Origin of the sequence: Niallia sp. Kr1 (assembly GCF_050389805.1) — a bacterium.
Lineage (GTDB): Bacteria > Bacillota > Bacilli > Bacillales > Cytobacillaceae > Bacillus_BD.
Map to the genome: position 1 here is coordinate 1,302,747 of NZ_CP130945.1, position 18,000 is coordinate 1,320,746.

The 18,000-nt window shown below is 36.6% G+C and carries 21 protein-coding genes; 15 read left to right on the top strand and 6 right to left on the bottom strand.

Translation table 11 applies throughout. The features are described 5' to 3' along the window. Positions 1-325 precede the first annotated feature (325 nt). A complete protein-coding gene (gene pepF / locus Q5760_RS06490) occupies positions 326-2,140 on the top strand; it encodes an oligoendopeptidase F (protein ID WP_428911389.1) in 1,815 nt (604 codons plus the stop codon). A gap of 514 nt (positions 2,141-2,654) precedes the next feature. On the opposite strand, the gene Q5760_RS06495 is transcribed toward pepF, so the two are convergent. The 4 genes from Q5760_RS06495 to Q5760_RS06510 all read right to left on the bottom strand — a co-directional run bounded on the left by Q5760_RS06495 (position 2,655) and on the right by Q5760_RS06510 (position 5,545). After that, positions 2,655-3,530, bottom strand: coding sequence for a ClpXP adapter SpxH family protein (locus Q5760_RS06495; protein ID WP_428911390.1), 876 nt, complete (start codon positions 3,528-3,530; stop codon positions 2,655-2,657). Continuing rightward, positions 3,527-3,934: a globin gene (locus Q5760_RS06500; protein ID WP_428911391.1), complete on the bottom strand. Its 408-nt coding sequence runs from the start codon at positions 3,932-3,934 to the stop codon at positions 3,527-3,529. Before Q5760_RS06500 ends, Q5760_RS06495 begins: the two co-directional genes overlap by 4 nt. Positions 3,935-4,126: 192 nt before the next feature. Further along, positions 4,127-4,738, bottom strand: coding sequence for a lytic transglycosylase domain-containing protein (locus Q5760_RS06505; RefSeq protein WP_428911392.1), 612 nt, complete (start codon positions 4,736-4,738; stop codon positions 4,127-4,129). A gap of 207 nt (positions 4,739-4,945) precedes the next feature. After that, on the bottom strand, positions 4,946-5,545 hold the full coding sequence (locus Q5760_RS06510) for a CYTH domain-containing protein (protein ID WP_428911393.1): 600 nt from the start codon (positions 5,543-5,545) through the stop codon (positions 4,946-4,948). Positions 5,546-5,659: 114 nt separating this feature from the next. Here Q5760_RS06510 and Q5760_RS06515 point away from each other — a divergent pair, with 114 nt between their 5' ends. The 4 genes from Q5760_RS06515 (at position 5,660) to Q5760_RS06530 (ending at position 8,934) form a co-directional block, all read left to right on the top strand. After that, on the top strand, positions 5,660-6,028 hold the full coding sequence (locus tag Q5760_RS06515; RefSeq protein WP_428911394.1) for a hypothetical protein: 369 nt from the start codon (positions 5,660-5,662) through the stop codon (positions 6,026-6,028). Positions 6,029-6,039: 11 nt separating this feature from the next. Next, positions 6,040-6,684, top strand: a complete 645-nt coding sequence (locus Q5760_RS06520; protein WP_428911395.1) for a GTP pyrophosphokinase — start codon at positions 6,040-6,042, stop codon at positions 6,682-6,684. Between the two features lie 31 nt (positions 6,685-6,715). Continuing rightward, entirely contained in the window at positions 6,716-7,513 is a 798-nt protein-coding gene (locus Q5760_RS06525; RefSeq protein WP_428912510.1) for an NAD kinase, read from the top strand. A 533-nt stretch (positions 7,514-8,046) separates the two neighbouring features. After that, positions 8,047-8,934 carry an RluA family pseudouridine synthase gene (locus tag Q5760_RS06530; protein ID WP_428911396.1) on the top strand — a complete coding sequence of 296 codons (888 nt, stop codon included), beginning with the start codon at positions 8,047-8,049 and terminating at the stop codon, positions 8,932-8,934. Between the two features lie 49 nt (positions 8,935-8,983). Here Q5760_RS06530 and prpE read toward each other — a convergent pair whose 3' ends face one another. After that, positions 8,984-9,724 (bottom strand): bis(5'-nucleosyl)-tetraphosphatase PrpE, encoded by a 741-nt coding sequence (gene prpE, locus Q5760_RS06535; RefSeq protein WP_428911397.1) that lies wholly within the window; start codon positions 9,722-9,724, stop codon positions 8,984-8,986. A 54-nt stretch (positions 9,725-9,778) separates the two neighbouring features. Between prpE and Q5760_RS06540 the strand changes: the two genes are divergently transcribed. The 3 genes from Q5760_RS06540 to Q5760_RS06550 all read left to right on the top strand — a co-directional run bounded on the left by Q5760_RS06540 (position 9,779) and on the right by Q5760_RS06550 (position 13,265). Continuing rightward, positions 9,779-11,647 carry a monovalent cation:proton antiporter family protein gene (locus Q5760_RS06540; RefSeq protein WP_428911398.1) on the top strand — a complete coding sequence of 623 codons (1,869 nt, stop codon included), beginning with the start codon at positions 9,779-9,781 and terminating at the stop codon, positions 11,645-11,647. A 110-nt stretch (positions 11,648-11,757) separates the two neighbouring features. Further along, positions 11,758-12,534, top strand: a complete 777-nt coding sequence (gene fabI, locus Q5760_RS06545) for an enoyl-ACP reductase FabI (RefSeq protein WP_428911399.1) — start codon at positions 11,758-11,760, stop codon at positions 12,532-12,534. Positions 12,535-12,662: 128 nt separating this feature from the next. Then, positions 12,663-13,265 carry a CotO family spore coat protein gene (locus Q5760_RS06550; protein ID WP_428911400.1) on the top strand — a complete coding sequence of 201 codons (603 nt, stop codon included), beginning with the start codon at positions 12,663-12,665 and terminating at the stop codon, positions 13,263-13,265. A gap of 36 nt (positions 13,266-13,301) precedes the next feature. On the opposite strand, the gene Q5760_RS06555 is transcribed toward Q5760_RS06550, so the two are convergent. After that, positions 13,302-13,808: a CotY/CotZ family spore coat protein gene (locus tag Q5760_RS06555; RefSeq protein WP_428911401.1), complete on the bottom strand. Its 507-nt coding sequence runs from the start codon at positions 13,806-13,808 to the stop codon at positions 13,302-13,304. 437 nt (positions 13,809-14,245) lie between these two features. Between Q5760_RS06555 and Q5760_RS06560 the strand changes: the two genes are divergently transcribed. From Q5760_RS06560 to Q5760_RS06590, 7 genes are all read left to right on the top strand, one after another. Beyond that, positions 14,246-14,596: a DUF1360 domain-containing protein gene (locus tag Q5760_RS06560; RefSeq protein WP_428911402.1), complete on the top strand. Its 351-nt coding sequence runs from the start codon at positions 14,246-14,248 to the stop codon at positions 14,594-14,596. A gap of 369 nt (positions 14,597-14,965) precedes the next feature. Next, entirely contained in the window at positions 14,966-15,442 is a 477-nt protein-coding gene (locus tag Q5760_RS06565) for a sporulation protein (RefSeq protein ID WP_428911403.1), read from the top strand. A 17-nt stretch (positions 15,443-15,459) separates the two neighbouring features. After that, positions 15,460-15,927 (top strand): stage V sporulation protein AC, encoded by a 468-nt coding sequence (gene spoVAC / locus Q5760_RS06570; RefSeq protein ID WP_428911404.1) that lies wholly within the window; start codon positions 15,460-15,462, stop codon positions 15,925-15,927. Then, entirely contained in the window at positions 15,927-16,937 is a 1,011-nt protein-coding gene (gene spoVAD, locus Q5760_RS06575; protein WP_428911405.1) for a stage V sporulation protein AD, read from the top strand. The genes spoVAC and spoVAD overlap by 1 nt, the downstream gene beginning before the upstream one ends. Before the next feature lie 17 nt (positions 16,938-16,954). After that, positions 16,955-17,311: a stage V sporulation protein AE gene (gene spoVAE / locus Q5760_RS06580; protein ID WP_428911406.1), complete on the top strand. Its 357-nt coding sequence runs from the start codon at positions 16,955-16,957 to the stop codon at positions 17,309-17,311. A gap of 120 nt (positions 17,312-17,431) precedes the next feature. Continuing rightward, positions 17,432-17,560 carry a YjcZ family sporulation protein gene (locus Q5760_RS06585; protein WP_428911407.1) on the top strand — a complete coding sequence of 43 codons (129 nt, stop codon included), beginning with the start codon at positions 17,432-17,434 and terminating at the stop codon, positions 17,558-17,560. Positions 17,561-17,708: 148 nt separating this feature from the next. Then, positions 17,709-17,963, top strand: a complete 255-nt coding sequence (locus Q5760_RS06590) for a stage VI sporulation protein F (RefSeq protein WP_428911408.1) — start codon at positions 17,709-17,711, stop codon at positions 17,961-17,963. Positions 17,964-18,000: the final 37 nt, after the last annotated feature.

Here is an 18,000-nt window from a genome sequence, read left to right on the forward strand (position 1 = left end):
GGAGTGCGAGCGATATAACCAGGTCATACGAAGTGTCATGGTGGTTCAGGCGAAACTGAGCGGAAAGCGAAGTGACTGTAAAGAGAATAAAACAACCAGTTTAACAGATCCATTTTCATCCCTTCTTAACAGACAGTATAATCCCCCTACCTCAAAATACTGAGCAATAATAGAGTAAGTAAGTAGGTAAATAAATGAAACCGACATGATCAACATATATTAATAAGGCTCTAGATTAAAAAATAGCAGGAAAATAGGGTAAACTAGGAGAAGAAGATAATATTAAATCCCTTCATTGGGAAAATAAAACGGATGGAGGAATAAAATGGCTAACGAAACTGCAAATAAACTTCCAGCTAGAAGTGAAATTAAAGTCGAAGATACTTGGAAATTAGAAGATATCTTTGCTTCGGATGAGGCTTGGGAAAAAGAATTTCAAGAGGTTAAGTCACTCATTCCAAAGGTGAAAGAATATCAAGGGAAACTAGGCGAGAGTGCTGAAACGTTATATAATGCCTTACAATTTCAGGATCATTTATTAGAAAGACTTGGTAAGTTGTATGCATATTCTCATATGAGATATGACCAAGATACGACAAATTCCTTTTATCAAGGTCTTGATGATCGGATGAAAAACTTATATGCACAAGCAGCTAGTAGTTTAGCGTTTGTTGTTCCTGAGTTATTGTCTATTGAAGAAGAAAAGCTATCCGGCTTTTTAAAAGAGAACTCAGAGTTAAAGCTTTATGAACATTCATTAGAAGAAATTAACTTACAGCGCCCGCATGTATTGTCAGCAGAGCAAGAAGCTCTATTGGCAGAGGCTTCAGAGGTATTAGGATCTTCAGAGAATACCTTTGGGATGTTAAATAATGCGGATTTACAATTCCCAGCTATTAAAGATGAAAACGGAGTAGAAGTTGAGGTGACACATGGTCGCTTTAGTCGCTTTTTAGAAAGTGCAGATTCTAGAGTTCGTCATGATGCTTTTAAAGCGGTTTATGAAACGTATGGGAAGTTTCGTAATACATTTTCAAGTACATTAAGTGGAAATGTAAAGAAAAATAATTTCTATGCAAGAGTTCGTAATTACTCTTCTGCACGACATGCAGCACTTGCGGAAAATAATATTCCCGAGAGTGTTTATGATAATCTAGTAAGTACGATTAATGAACACTTACCGCTTCTACACCGTTACGTGAAATTACGTAAAAAGGTTCTTGGTCTTAAAGAATTACATATGTATGATTTATATACACCGCTTGTAAAAGATGTAAAAATGGCAATCGGTTATGATGAGGCAAAAGATATTCTGTTAAAAGGGTTAGCTCCACTAGGTGAAGAATATATCAATGTTCTAAAAGAGGGATTCGAAAATCGCTGGGTCGATGTTCATGAAAACAGAGGAAAACGGAGCGGCGCTTATTCATCTGGATCCTATGGAACCAATCCATATATTTTAATGAACTGGCAAAACAATGTAAATAATCTCTTCACATTGGCTCATGAATTTGGTCACTCTGTTCATAGTTACTACACACGTAAAACGCAGGCATACCCATATGGAAACTATTCCATTTTTGTTGCTGAAGTGGCTTCTACAACGAATGAAGCACTGTTAAATGATTATTTATTAAATACCATTGATGACGAACAAAAAAGAATTTACTTATTAAATCATTATTTAGAGGGATTCAGAGGGACTGTTTTCCGTCAAACGATGTTCGCTGAATTTGAGCATTCGATTCATCAAAAGGCTCAAAATCATGAAGCCTTGACAGCAGAAGCTTTAACCAATGATTATTATGAATTGAATAAAAAGTATTACGGAACAGAAGATATCGTAGTGGATGAGGAAATTGGGTTGGAATGGTCGAGAATTCCTCATTTTTATTACAATTACTATGTGTATCAATATGCTACAGGTTATAGTGCTGCACAGGCATTAAGTAAGGGGATTTTAACAGAAGGGTCTCCTGCTGTAGAAAGATATATTAACTTCTTAAAAGCAGGTAGTTCGGATTATCCAATTGAGGTTTTGAAAAAAGCTGGTGTGGACATGACGAGCAAAAAGCCTGTTGAAGATGCATGTAAAGTATTTGAAGAGAAACTAATAGAGCTTGAAAACTTACTTCAATAAAAAAAGAAAGCTGGCTAACATTTTGTAAAGCCAGCTTTTTTCTTTAAAATCCCTTGAATCGATTACGGTTATTCATATGAAAGAAAATCAGAAATAAAGAGAGAAAAAGGATAGGGGAAGTTACATAGATAGGAAAGATCTTCATGAGTCCGAATAAATTAAAAATAAAGGCAAAAAGAAGAAAAAGAATTAAGATAGTCCTATATAACTTTTTAGACAAAATATTTCCCTCCAAACATGTAACAAAAATCACTGTATATACTTCGTTATATGCTCAAAATGGCAGAAATAGGACATGAATTTGACAAATATGTGAAACTTCACACATTTCTATTGTTTTTAGGTCATTGAACATGCTATATTTATGGCGTGAAGTTGATCACAAGCAAACATATACCCCTTTGTTTGACCGTGAAAAATTTCTCCCATCCCCTTTGTTCGTATTTAATTGAAAAAGACCTTGCGAAAGCAAGGTCTTTTTCGTTATATGGATAAAATCATGTGGAACGAGATATTATTGAATATATCTCCAAAATGTACCATGCTTTGCGGGGATTTTCTCCACCACTTGCTTGAGTTGTAATTTTTTTAATTCTTTCTCTACTTCTTGTATCGATTTATTATATACAACTGCAACTTCTTTTGATGCAACAACATGATAATGTTTAAGAAATGTTTCCAATGGAGGTGGAGTCTCACGAATGGGTGAATCTTGTAACATTTCCCTAATAATTTGCTCATATATTTCATATGGGTAAGAACCGGTAATTTTAATCCCTTCATCCTCAATATTTTCATTAAAGAAGACCAACGTTGGTATTTCGGTCACTTCCATCTCTGAAGTGATTTTTAAGTCACATTGAAAGGCTTTAGCTGCACTATTGGAGTGAATATCAGAAAGGAATTCAGCTACATCTAATCCTACTTTTTCAGCGCATGCTTGTAATACCTCAAGCGTTGAGATATTTTGTTTCTCAAGAAATAGCATTTCCCGCAGCTTGCGTAAAAAACGAATACCCAACCTTCTCCCTTGTAGTTCTGCAGCTTTAATGGCGATGGACGCCAAATAAGGAGAAGAAATGGGATTTTCTAGCCATAGACTACCATCACATGACATCCCTGAACGGCACGCTGTTTTATCCCATAACTCTGCGATACTTTCAAACTTTTGTTTCCTATCCAGATTAAGAGTAGCGATTTTCCCACTTAGTACATGCTTAAGGGTGAAATATTTCCCGTATTCAACCGTAAGCTTCTTGAGAATAGGTTCTAAGGCCCAACATTCTGCACTTAGTGGGTCAAAAAACATATAAATTTCTATTGACTTATTATCATTTAAGTGACAGGGATAGGAAGCATATTTTGTTTCCTGTGCTTCTTGATTTGTCACATTCTCTCACCTTTCATGTTTTGATTTTCATCCGTATTGATCATATGTTGTGCCGTAAGGACAAGTCGAGACAAATAAGCTTCGCGGAAATTCCCAGTAAGTCCAATTTCATCCATCGCTTCATTCATACAATGAAGCCATGATTTTGCTCTCGTTTCTGTAATTTCAAAAGGCATATGCCTTGCTCTGAGCATGGGGTGTCCATGCTCCATCGTATACAATGGTGGACCACCTAAGAATTGAGTCATGAATTGTTTTTGTTTTCGTACTGTTTCAGTTAGGTCCTCAGGAAAAATCGGTACGAGATCAGGATGTTTGGCAACACGACGATAAAAGGCATCAATCAATTGGTGCAATGTTTCCTCACCAATCTGTTCAAAAGGTGTAGGAAGCTCCTCGACCATAAAAAAACCCCTTTACGTTTAATCATTTAAAAGTATCCTATATTTGAATTCTTTTAAATATAGTTATCTCTCTTTGTTCATTTCTCTTATATTTTAACAAGCAAATTTCTTTATCACAAATGAAACAGCTTGAAGTACTCGAAAACTGTACTGATATAGTCGAATGAAGGGGAAATGGTCGCCATTTTGTCATTAAACTAAAATATTTCTCATGATTTTTTGTACATAATTCTGGGTTTCTTTAAAGGGCGGGATTCCTTGGTACTTATCTACATTCCCTGGACCTGCATTATAGGCAGCAAGGGCAAGTTTTGTATCACCACCATACCGATTAAGCATTTGACTTAAATATTTTGTCCCACCCATTATATTTTCGTAAGGGTCAAATAGATTACGAACTCCAAGTCCTTCGGCAGTTTTCGGCATTAGCTGCATAAGGCCGCTTGCACCGGCAGGACTGACCGCATTTTCATTAAAATTAGATTCTTGTGTAATAACAGCCTGAATTAAACGAGCAGGAACGCCATATTTGTTAGACGCTTCTTGAATGATCTCCTCGTAGGAATTTGTCGAGCTCGATCGTTTCGTTAATTGAATAGGCAGGGTCCCAGTTAGAGTGGGAAGGGGGTATGTCTTATTTTGTTCAGTTGACTCAGTCGTGGAGGATATGGATTTCTCGGATATTAGGCTGGCTAATAAGTCCGTAAACAGTGAATTAGACTCAAGCTTACTTTGATTATTTTTTGAGTTAAAATTTTGTAATGCTTGTACTTCTAGTAACACTTTTAATTGTTCCACATTCATGTTGCTTGCTCCTCTCCGTTATGAAATTTAGATTAATGTCTAGCTTCAGCACCTAGCTCCTAGTGACTTCCCGCTTCTTCCGCAACGATTGCGTCAACATCGATTCGCTTTATCGAACTCATCGTGTTTCTTTATCTCAGAGGGGGAACATTGACTAAAACACCCACGTCCTGTGGCGAACGTCGATGTCTGCACATCCTGTGCAAGTCAGTCCATACGAAGCTGGGCAAGGCGCCTCCGCTTTTCTTCGTAAAAACGTTGGATTTTATTTTTTGTTTGCCGAACAGGTATATTTAATGCTGAGAGTAAGTTGAGAAAGATCGGTTCCCCTTGCTCTCTATTTATCACTTCATATTCTATCTCGTAGTCCTCTGTATTTAAATAGGAACTCTTATCCAGCACAAGTAATCCGTTTTGATAAGGAAATTCTGCGCGATCGGTTGTAAGTGTGCCAAAATAAATTAGTTTTGTCCAATCTATTCCTAGGGCGGAAATTTGTGATCTGACATCACCTTCTTTGATTGGACCTCCGTTTAAAAAATCTTGTGCCTCAGTAGCTGTTAATAGTTGGTTTGTTTCTAATAATCCATCAGAGTGTGGTTCTTTTAAAGTCATTTCATAGGAGTTATTTTTTTCGCGAATACGAAGCGCACATCCATGCTTTTTTAAGTCAAAGTTTACTGTATCAAAATAATGGTTAATTTGTTGTACAAAGTGATCTTGAGAAAATTGAAAATGGTTCATTATTTTATTGAATTCTTCTACATGAAGAAGATTTTTAAATTCAATTTCGATTGATTGCGACATGTATAAACCTTCCTTTCATTATTAGAATAACTTCATATTTTCCTTTAAGCAATGTTTAGTATATGAAGGTAACATATGATAAAATAAAAAATGGTTAAGAAAGGGGAAGATAGAATGGGCGAAAAGCTTATCATCCAAGAATTCCAGAACAATCAAAAGGAAGCTCATCTGGAAGTAGAAACTCAAGTATCATTACAAAAATATCAAGCTAGTGGTCAAATGCTAGTTGATTCCGATAATCTCTCATTTGTTTATTTATTAGAAGCAGAAGAGACCTATACATACGTCATCATTCCAAATAAAATATGGAAGGAATTAAAAATCGTTTTATCAGAAGCAACTCCCGTTTTTTTATCGAATGGTCGTGAGAAGATTTTACTAAATCAGTTTCATGATGAATTATCTTATTTAATTGAAAATATAAAAGGTAATAGTAATTATGGTGAAAAAATGGTTGCTGAAGTAGAAGCTGTATTTGAATAGGTGGTGTTGGAGTGACAAAGGACTGGGAAGAATTTTTGTCACCATACAAACAGGCAGTCGATGAATTAAAGGTTAAATTAAAGGATATAAGAAGACAATATCTGCTACATTCCAGTTACTCTCCGATAGAATTTGTAACAGGAAGGGTTAAACCGATTGCTAGTATTTTAGATAAAGCAAAACAAAAAGGAATCCCGCTTGACCGAATTGAAGAAGAAATGCAGGATATTGCAGGGATTCGAATGATGTGTCAGTTTGTTGATGATATCAATAAGGTTGTTGAATTAATTAGAAAAAGAAATGATTTTGAAATCGTTGAGGAAAGAAATTATATTTCACATAAAAAGGCAAGTGGATATCGCTCTTATCATATTGTTATTCGTTATCCGGTACAAACGATCTATGGGGAAAAGAAAATTTTAGCTGAAATTCAAATTAGAACGTTAGCGATGAATTTTTGGGCAACAATTGAACATTCGCTTAATTATAAATATAAAGGCCAGTTTCCAAAGGATATACAAATGAGGCTGAAAAGAGCAGCTGAGGCAGCTTTTCAATTAGATGAGGAAATGTCAATTATTCGTGGTGAAATTCAAGAAGCACAGGCGTTTTTTAGTAGTAAGAAGGAATCGCAGCAAAAAGGGGATGGAGATTAAAGTTGCATATAGGGGAAGGGATGGAAAGAATATGAAGTTTGCCATAACGTCTAAAGGTGATTCGAATTCAAATGGGTTAATGCATCGAATTAAAACATACTTGTTGGATTTTGAGTTGACTTATGATGAAGAAGAACCAGATATCGTTGTTTCTGTTGGTGGTGATGGAACACTCCTTTATGCATTTCATCGCTACAGCAGTCGCTTGGATAAAACCGCATTTGTAGGTGTTCATACAGGGCACCTCGGCTTCTATGCTGACTGGGTGCCAGAAGAGATTGAAAAACTGGTAATTGCCATAGCAAAAACACCTTTTCAAGTAGTTGAATATCCTTTACTAGAAGTCATTATCCGCTATCGAAGCGGGGGGCGTGAATCGAATTATCTAGCTTTAAATGAATCTACCGTAAAAGGGCTTGAAGCTACTTTAGTGATGGATGTTGAAATTGGAGGTCAGCATTTTGAATGTTTCCGTGGAGATGGGTTATGTGTGTCTACTCCTTCTGGAAGTACAGCTTATAATAAAGCCCTTGGTGGAGCCATTATTCATCCATCCTTTTCAGCGTTGCAATTAACGGAAATTGCTTCGATCAATAACCGTGTCTTTCGAACCATTGGCTCACCGCTTCTTCTTCCAAAACACCATACATGTATGTTGAAGCCGGTAAAACAAACTGATTTTTATATTACAATTGATCATTTAACGTTGTTACATAAAGATGTAAAATCGATCCAATACAGAGTATCAGATAAGAAAATTCGGTTTGCTAGGTTTAGACCATTTCCGTTTTGGAAGAGGGTCCATGATTCATTTATTTCAAATGAATAACGTTTTGTATTTTAACTACATTCAGTTCAGAAGTCTAACGATTATAGCGACGAGTTGAATGCAAGCTTTTATCCCGTCTTAACTGGCAGTTAGAACCCTATCTAAAAGATACTGGGGAAAAACCGAAAGTAGATAGGAAGGGGAACCGCCAGTAAAGATCCGGAGAATGAATAGACTAAAAACACCTTCGGCAAGTTCTATGTGACCAACATTCGTTGACCCCAATTAAGCATCAGTGTAGATGAAGCAGGCTAACAACGATGCGTCTGGTCTCGCGGAGCCTGATAAGTTTTTCTAAGCGCTAAAGCTCCTAAAAAACTTATCGCAATGACTGCACTCGTACCTCCTGTGCGTCGAAAAAAACCATTAATGGAAGTTTCACTTTATCAATTCAGTGGGGGTTTTAATTGCTGAATTGATAAAGTGAAAGTTTCCGGCGTATGTCTCGAATTTTTAAAGGGAATTTCTCGAGCGAGCTCAGAGATTGTATCCGGACCCAAATTCGGGCGAATTTTGTTGTAGGAGCGTATTAGATGACTGGTTTTATCATGCAATGGACGATTACATCTCTAGATGAAGGCAAGGGAGTTAGAGAGTTTTTAAAAGAACAAAATATCTCCAAAACGGCTTTAACGGATATCAAGTTTAAAGGTGGAAAAATTCAAGTCAATGAACAAGAGGTTACTGTCCGGTATTCTTTAAAATTGAATGACGTGTTAAAGATCGAATTTCCAATAGAAGAAGCAAGTCACGGTTTAGTGCCAGAAAATATTTCTTTGGATATTGTGTATGAAGATGAGTATATTCTTGTTGTAAATAAACCAATCGAAATGAACACCATTCCTTCTCGTGAGCATCCATCTGGAAGTGTTGCCAATGGAGTCATTTATCATTTTATGAATAGTGGTATACAAGCTACTGCTCATATTGTCACTAGACTTGACCGAAATACATCAGGTCTAGTATTGGTTGCGAAGCACCGTCATGTTCACCATTTATTAAGTATGCAGCAAAGAAAAGGGCGGATTAAGAGAGTATATGAGGCCATTGCGGAAGGAACTCTTGAACCCATGAGCGGAACCATCGAAGAACCGATTGGACGGAAGGAAGACAGCATCATCCAAAGAGAAGTACGCTATGATGGTCAATATGCTTTGACACACTACCAGGTTCTCGAGCTTTTCCCTTACTATACGAGGCTTGAACTATCCTTAGAAACAGGAAGAACCCATCAAATCCGGGTTCATTTATCCTACATCGGACATCCATTGGCAGGGGATGATCTCTATGGTGGAAGTAAGAAATGGATTAATCGCCAAGCATTACACTGTAAAAAAGTAGAATTTTATCACCCCTTTTTTAAAGAAACATTGCAGTTTACAGCAGATTTACCCCAAGATTTGGAAAACTTAATTAGATAGGTAGTTACGGATCTTATTTATGTTTCAAATAAAATCCGTAACTTTCTACTTAACTAAATTCACGGAATTTTTCCGCGACATAAGGCATGGTAGAAGGAACAGAAACAATTTCTAATTCAGGATAACGAAGTGCCGATAGTTTGCCCCCAAATACGGCACCTGTATCGATATTATATGTATTTCCTATGATTCTTACGTCCTTTACAGGTGTATGTCCATAGACAATAAACGATTTACCTTTATAATCTAAAGCCCAATCTTTTCTAACCGGTGATCCATCCTCATGTTTTTCTCCTGTTATATCACCATAGAGAACAAAAGTTTTGACACGTGAGTTCTGTTTACCTATCAATTCTTCGCTTATTCCAGCATGAGCTATAATTAAATTTTTTTCATCGAGAATCCTGTACAGAGGGGCATTTTCATATAACGTTATAAATGATTGGCGAATTTGTTGTTGCTCTTTTTTGGTTAATGCTTTATACTCTGCCACAGTGGTTTCTAAACCATGGGTGACCTGCACCTTATTCCCTAAAAAGTAACGATATAATTTATTACAATGATTTCCTGGTACATAGTAAGCTAAATCTTGTTGAATCAATTTGTAAATAGTCTTTATCACCTGTATGGATTGGGGTCCTCGATCGGTTAAATCTCCAACAAATCCAAGTTTTCTCCCTTCTGGGTGTATTGGAATCCCTGTATCCCAGTTGTATCCGATAAGGGCGGTTAATTCCTGTAACTCATGAAAACACCCGTGTATATCACCAATAATGTCAATTTTTTGCATAACGAACTCCTTTGTTTTAAATTAAATTATGATTATTTTGTAAGGAGGAATAGAATGGAACATGGTTTATCAGTAACATCTTTATTAATTGTCATTTTTGCTGCTTTTTTAACTCCTCTTATTTTACACAAGTTAAAATTAAATATGATACCCGTTGTCGTTGCTGAGATTTTAATCGGGTTAATTCTTGGAAAAAGCGGCTTTGATATCGTAGAAACAGATATGTGGCTAGAAACGCTTTCAACATTGGGTTTTATCTTTTTAATGTTTTTAAGCGGTTTGGAAATTGACTTTAAGGCATTTTCTGGCGGGAAAAAACGAACTAAACTGCCAAACGGAAAATTTGAGCCAAATACTTTTGTAACAGCAACGATCATTTTTATCGGCATTTTTATCCTGTCTCTTTTATTATCTTATTTATTTGTTTTAGCTGGATTTATTGATGATGTCTTTCTGATGACGATTATTATTTCCACGATTTCACTAGGGGTTGTGGTTCCGACCTTGAAGGAAGCGCATCTCATGCAAACTGGGATTGGGCAAATTATTTTACTAGTTGCTGTCATTGCTGACTTAGTCACGATGATCCTATTAGCCGTATTTGCTTCACTTCATGAAGATGGTGGAAATACATGGCTTTTACTTATTTTGTTTGCAGCAGGGGTTTTCCTATACCTGGTATTGCGTAGCTTTAACAATAAGAATATTCCGTATCTAGAATCCATGGCAACAGGTACGATTCAAATTGGAACAAGAGGCGTTTTCACGCTAATTATATTCTTAGTTGCTATATCTGAAACTGTAGGTGCTGAGAATATCCTAGGGGCTTTCTTAGCTGGGGTACTCGTTTCATTACTTTCACCTAATCAAGAACTAGTCCATAAACTAGATTCTTTCGGGTACGGCTTTTTTATTCCGATTTTCTTTGTCATGATCGGGGTGAATTTAGATATTTGGTCTTTGTTCAGTGAGCCTAAATTATTACTGTTAATTCCATTGTTATTGATTGGATTGCTGGTTTCCAAACTCATCCCTATATATATCTTAAAACGCTGGTATGATACAAAAACAGTGGTAGCCTCTGGGGTTTTATTAACTTCAACATTATCGCTTGTTATTGCAGCAGCAACAATAGGGGAAAATTTGGGCGTTATTACAAGCGAAATGAGTGGGATGTTTATATTAGTTGCCGTTATTACTTCGGTATTTACACCAATCGTCTTTAAAAAAATGTTCCCGATGGATGGCGAACATATGAGGAAGATAAAGGTTGCTATTATTGGGGCTAATCAATTTACCTTGCCAGTCTATCAGGAGTTAAAAAAGGGTCTTTACGAACCAACGATTTATCATAAAAAACAGGAAAAACTAGAAAATCAATCGACGGATAGAGTTTTTGAAATTATAGAGATATCAGATTTCTCAATTGAATCTATTCAGGAAACGGATATTCATGAAGCGGAAATTGTGGTGATTTCAACAGGTGAAGAAGAAATTAATGCTGAGATTGGGAAAGCGTTAAAGGATCAGGGGGTTGAACGAGTCATTTGTCGAGTCGAACGACCTGAAACAGAGGCGGCTTTAAAAAATTATGGGATTGAAGCTTTTTCAACACTCTTGTCTACAAGAACTCTGTTGCGTGCATTGATCGAGTCGCCACATATCCTAAGTATTTTAACAAATGATGAAAACTCATTATATGAAATTCAATTGTTGAATCGTAAATATGAGGGAGTTACCTTACGGGAATTTCCTTTTACGGGAGACGTTATATTTGTACGGATTTTCCGTGGAAAGGATTCAATCGTTCCGCATGGTGAAACGGAATTACAACTTGAGGACCGTTTGATTGTGACAGGATCAAAGGAATATGTAGAGGAATTAACTCAAGAACTTCAATATGGCAGTTATTTCGCCCATTAATCTTTTCAACCTTTAGTTGAATAGAATCCGATTCTTTTCATTTTAAACAAGATATAGTAATATTAAGACTAGGTACTAATAACTTGTGTTAATTTTGGAGGGTAAAATAAATGACAATCAGTTTAGAAGGAAAAACATTTGTCGTAATGGGTGTTGCCAATAAAAGAAGTATTGCTTGGGGAATTGCGAGGTCTTTACACGCATCAGGAGCCCGTTTAATTTTTACATATGCAGGCGACCGTCTTGAAAAAAGTGTAAAAGATTTAGTTCAATCATTAGAAGGGGCTAGTGATTCACTCGTCATTCCTTGTGATGTGACAAATGATGAGGATATCGCCAAGTGTTTTGCTGAAATTAAAGAAAGAGTTGGCGTGATACACGGTTTAGCGCATTGTATTGCTTTTGCTAATAAAGAAGAGCTAGATGGTGAATATATGAATACAACTCGCGATGGTTTCCTTTTAGCGCATAATATTAGTTCATATTCGTTAACTGCAGTTGCTAAAGAAGCCCGTCCACTTATGACAGAGGGTGGAAGTATTGTTACACTTACTTACCTTGGCGGTGAGCGTGTTGTTACGAATTATAATGTCATGGGAGTGGCAAAAGCGTCTCTTGATGCAAGTGTTAAATATTTAGCAGCAGACCTAGGTAAAGAAGGGATTCGCGTGAATGCTATTTCCGCAGGTCCAATTCGGACATTATCAGCAAAAGGAATTAGTGATTTCAATTCAGTATTAAATGTAATTGAAGAAAAAGCACCATTAAGAAGAACAACAACGCCAGAAGAGGTAGGAGATACAGCTGTATTCTTATTTAGCGATATGGCAAGAGGGATAACTGGTGAATTCATTCATGTTGATTCAGGATACCATGTAATTGGATAATTTAAAATTTTTAAACCCACTTTCTGGTTTTAAACAGGAAGTGGGTTTTATTTTTGATTTTTTAGAAACAAAATGCCAATAAGTAGCATAGATATATGGGTAGATTCCCTAATTAAGGAGGAGACGGTATGTCTAAGAATCAATCACGTGACCCGCTTTTATATATTATGCAACCTACGCTTACATTTCCTAAGGCAAATATGCAGGAAAAATATATCGTAACGAAAACAATAGAAAAACAAGAGGAAAAGCCATTATTAAATGAACAAGCAAAAGAAAAGTTTGATTCTCAAATTGTTGAAGAGCCATTACCTACTAGTGAGACAGAGCTAATAGAACAAGAGAAAATAAACAATAAAAAAAAGGACTCTCCAAAGAGAAAATTACAGACCGAGGACGTTCAAGAGATTATTGGACAGTATCATCAGGAACAAAGCATTGTGGAAGAAGAGAAGACTCCGTCTACCCAAAAAAGAAATAAGCAATCTTATTCATTCAAACGCGTAAAAAGTTTTAAGGACATGAATATTCACGAGAAATTGAATTACTTAGTGAACTTTCCGAAACAATTACCACCAGTACCATGTATTTTTGTCAGTAATACGAGCTCTATAAAAGGTTTCTTACAATTTGTAACAGATGACATGATTGAAATCAAACAATTTAACAACAAAATTGTAAAATTAAATTTGGATGAACTAACTGATATTCGATTGATAGGATTAAAATAAAAAAAGGCCAGCAAGCACTGGCCTTTATCTCAAGATTTACTCACAAATTCCAAGGTAGCAGTCCGTGATACATTGGATTGCACAGAAGCAGCTTAGGTCAACTGTGATACAATCATCTGTTGCTTGGAATCCTTTAAGGTCACAAAATGCTGCAAGGTCCACACAGCAATTCTTTACTAGGTCAAGGGAATCGTGTTTGTTCTTCATTGGACGAAGAACACGAAGAGTCGCACAGCAATTATCAAAAATATCTTCTACTCTAAAGAAAATGGAAACACAATTACAGTCAGAGCTTTTAAAGAATGCGTGGAATGGGGAACCATCTGCTGTTTTTAAAACAAATACTCTTGTATCTGCTGGTGGGTGATTTGTTGCTGGAGATACAAGTGATCCTAATGGCTCAAGAAAACAATTTTTAGGACATTCACAAGATTCCTCTTCCATAACCGTATCTTGAATATCTTTAATCGCACGAACAACTTCACATATACAATTTTCATGAGATGTACCTAGTACATCATTTCCGTTTTTTCCACAACCCATTATATTTTCCTCCTTATTTTTTCTATGTTGTTTACATTACTAACATATTGTAAGAAGGGCATTTGGGTAACGGACAAACGCCTTTTTTTTCGCAAAATAGGCGTTTGAATGCAACTTGTTTAACTACCTTCAGCAGAAGACTCAATGATTAGATACGAGATGAATGCAAGCTTTTATCCCGTCTTAACTGCAAGTAATGATCCAGAAAAATGAACGGTCTCAAAACGACTTCGGCAACGTCTGTATGACCAACATTCGTTGACCTCAACTAAACATCAGTGAGGTCCAATCCCCGGCTGATAAAGCTAAACCTCTGGTGGATGTCTCGAATTTTTAAAGGGAATTTCTCAATCCAGCTCACGGATTGTATCCAGAGGCAAATTCGTTGGCGAATTTAATTTATGGACAGCTAGTGTCTATAAGAGGGAGTTGTAAAGATGAGTATTACTTTTTTAGACATATTTTTGTTAGGATTGGCAACTTTTCGACTGACTCGGTTATTGGTTTATGATAAGATCACCGCCTTTATAAGAAATATGTTCATAACGGAAGTAGAAGATATTGAAGAAAATGGTGATAAAGCGATTTATTTACTACCCAAAGAGGGGAGAATTAGAGGATTCTTTGGTGAGTTATTGAGTTGTTACTGGTGTACAGGTGTATGGTCTTCTCTTCTTTTATATGGATTATATGTATTTTGGCCAGTTGTGGCTGTACCGATGATTATCATCTTGGCCATAAGTGGAATTGCAGCCATAATTGAAAGTATTATACAAATCTGGTTATAGTTTTTCCGCACCTCTTTAGGCTTCTGGTTTACACAAGCTATTTAAGGCAGCATACAATGTAAAAAAAGCCATAATGAAATGGGGGTCATATGATGAGTGAAAATAAAGAACAGTCTTCATCACCCAAACAAAATAGTAAAAACAATAGAAGAAAAGCAGTAAAGAAAAAAGGTTGCGGATGTGGAAAGAAGAAAGCATAAAGCTGTATGTTGTTCTTCAATAAGAGGAAAAGCGTAGTATCGTCAAAAGGATACTACGCTTTTACTTTTAGGAAAAAATTATATTTAAAGGAATCATTCATAAATTGTTTGTTAATGAAGAAAATAGTAATAGTGAGGTTCGTAATTTTTTACATAGGAAGGGAAGAATATGAATAATTGGATGAGAGCGTTTATGCTTATTTTTCTATTTTTAACGATGGTAACCGGATGTAGTCAGAACGAGGCTCGGGGAAATCAAGATTACATGACCTTGTTTCAAGCCACACATCCGAGCCCTACGAATGTGACCTCTGGAAAAAACAAGGTGACAGCAGAAGAAATTCAAAAAAAAGTAGAAAGTTTCGACTTTATTTACGATGTAGCAGTTATTAAAGGGGAGAAAGAGAATCTTGTTGTTTACAAAGTGAAGCATCTTCAGCGCTTTCGCATGGACAAGATTGAAAAGGAAGTGACTGATGAGTTAGAAAGGAAGTTTCCAAATGAAAAGTTTGTCGTTTCAAGTGATTTTAAGATCTTTTTAGAGGCTGTTCGTCTAGGTGAAAAAATGGAAGATCCTAAATTTCCTAAGAACAAGGCGCAAAAAAGATTAGAGGAAATTATTAAGCTTAAGAAAGAATTAACGTAGGAAAGGAGATCCATTGCATGGCAAAACAAAAGACGCCCGAGCAACAAAAATATGATCAAATACAGCAAAAACATGAAATAAAAAGACCTGTCCTTAAAAATTGTTTGAAAGCTTTTCTAGTCGGTGGGACGATCTGCACAATCGGACAGGCCATTAGTTATTTTTACATGTACAATTTTAATTTTACCGAACAAACAGCTGGGAACCCAACAGTTGCTACTCTTGTATTTATTTCCATGTTATTAACGGGCTTTGGTGTATATGACCGATTAGGTCAATTTGCTGGTGCTGGTAGTGCAGTACCTATAACAGGGTTTGGAAATTCAGTGATATCTGCTGCGATTGAACATCGAACAGAAGGATTTGTACTAGGTGTCGGTGGAAATATGTTCAAGTTAGCAGGGTCTGTTATTCTATTTGGAGTGTTCTCAGCTTTTGTTGTGGCACTAATAAAAACGTTACTGATTATGTGGGGGGTTATTTAATGCTTGTTGGAAAACAATCTTGGGCATTTGAGAATCACCCTGTAATTGCTGCGACCGGTGTCTCAGGCGGTCCTTTTGAGGCAAATGGCAACTTAGCCCAGGACTTTGATATATTACATGATGATTTATGGATGGGACAGGACTCATACGAAAAAGCTCAAAGAATGTTGATGGAGGAAGCGATCAAAACAACTCTAGATAAGGCAAATTTACAAGAGGAAGATATTGAGTTTCTGATCGCAGGTGATTTGATTAACCAAATGACACCAACGAGCTTTGCTGCAAGAACGGCACAAATTCCTTATTTTGGTATTTTTGGTGCTTGTTCTACTTCAATGGAAGGACTAGCCCTTGCTTCCTTTATGATTAATTATCATGGAGCAAAAAATATTTTGACGGGTGCATCAAGTCATAATGCTTCAACAGAAAAACAATTTCGCTATCCCACTGAATATGGGGGTCAAAAACCGCCAACCGCACAGTGGACGGCAACAGGGGCAGGGGTCGCCCTTGTAACCGCTAATCAACAACAGAATAACCTTCCGTATACCACATCGGCAACGATTGGCAAAGTCATTGATATGGGATTGACAGATCCATTTAATATGGGTGGAGCGATGGCTCCGGCGGCTGCCGATACCATTACTGCTCATTTTAAAGATTTACAACGAGAACCCTCTTATTATGACTTAATTGTAACAGGTGATTTAGCGAAAGTTGGGAGAAGTACGGTATTAGAGCTGTTGGATAATAATGGACTAAAGATTGACCACCAACGGTTTTTAGACTGTGGAATGATGATTTATAAAGAGGATCAACCAGTCCAAGCAGGAGCTAGTGGAGCTGGCTGCTCAGCAGTTGTCTTATATGGTCATTTATTAAATCAAATGAAGCAAGGTGTTTATAAGCGAATATTAGTGGTTGCGACAGGAGCTTTATTGTCCCCCCTTTCTGTTCAACAGAATGATAGTATTCCATGTATTGCCCACGCTGTTTCAATTGAAATTTAGAAAAGGAGTTGAAAAACATGTTAGCGATGTTTTTTTGGGCATTTGTAGTTGGCGGTCTTTTTTGCGTCGTTGGTCAACTATTGTTTGATGTTGCCAAATTAACGCCAGGACATACATTAAGTCTGTTAGTTGTCGTGGGAGCCATTCTTGATGGATTTGGACTATATGAGCCTCTAATTGATTTTGCAGGTGCGGGAGCAACCGTCCCCATTTTAAGCTTCGGAAATTCACTTGTTCACGGCGCACTGCAGGAAGCTGAACAACATGGAATAATAGGAGTTTTAACGGGAATGTTCGAAGTGACCAGTTCAGGGATTTCTGCTGCTATTGTCTTTGGTTTTTTAGGGGCACTCCTCTTTAAACCTAAAGGTTGATACTATTCTACTATCATGTCATCGTTCATTTTTTTACGCCTATATTTTTAAGCCTGGCTCACACATTGACATCTTGTTCATATTCTATTATTGACTCAAAATTAAGTGAGGTGAATAGATATGGGCTTCTGTGGTGGATACGGCTATGGCGGTTATGGCTATGGCGGTGGATTTTACGGTGGTAGCACTTTTGTTTTAATCGTAGTGCTTTTCATCTTATTGATTATTGTTGGTGCCAGCTTCTATTAATTTTCTCCTTGAAGAAGTCGCTCTTTTTTAGAGCGGCTTTTTTACAATTTAATCACCAATCGGTCAACTTTTCATATTATATAAAAGATTCGGCACTTGCTGCTTATATTAGCAGGAGGAGATGGAATGATAAGGAGGCACCACATTAATGGATAACCAATTTTTCAAAAACATCGAGAAAAAAACAGGCGTTAATATGAAAGAAATCTTGGATTTAGCCAATTCATTGCAAAATGCAAATTTTAAGGATGAAAAAACTGTTCGAAACGTAATTAAACGCGTTTCAAAAATTGCTAATAAACCTGTTTCAAAAGATACGGAAAATAAGATCGTTGAATCAATTGTCAAAGATGGAAAGCAACTTGACTTTAATACCATTTCACAAATGATAAATAAGAAGTAATAGTAAAAAAAGCTGTCATCGAAGACAGCTTTTTTTA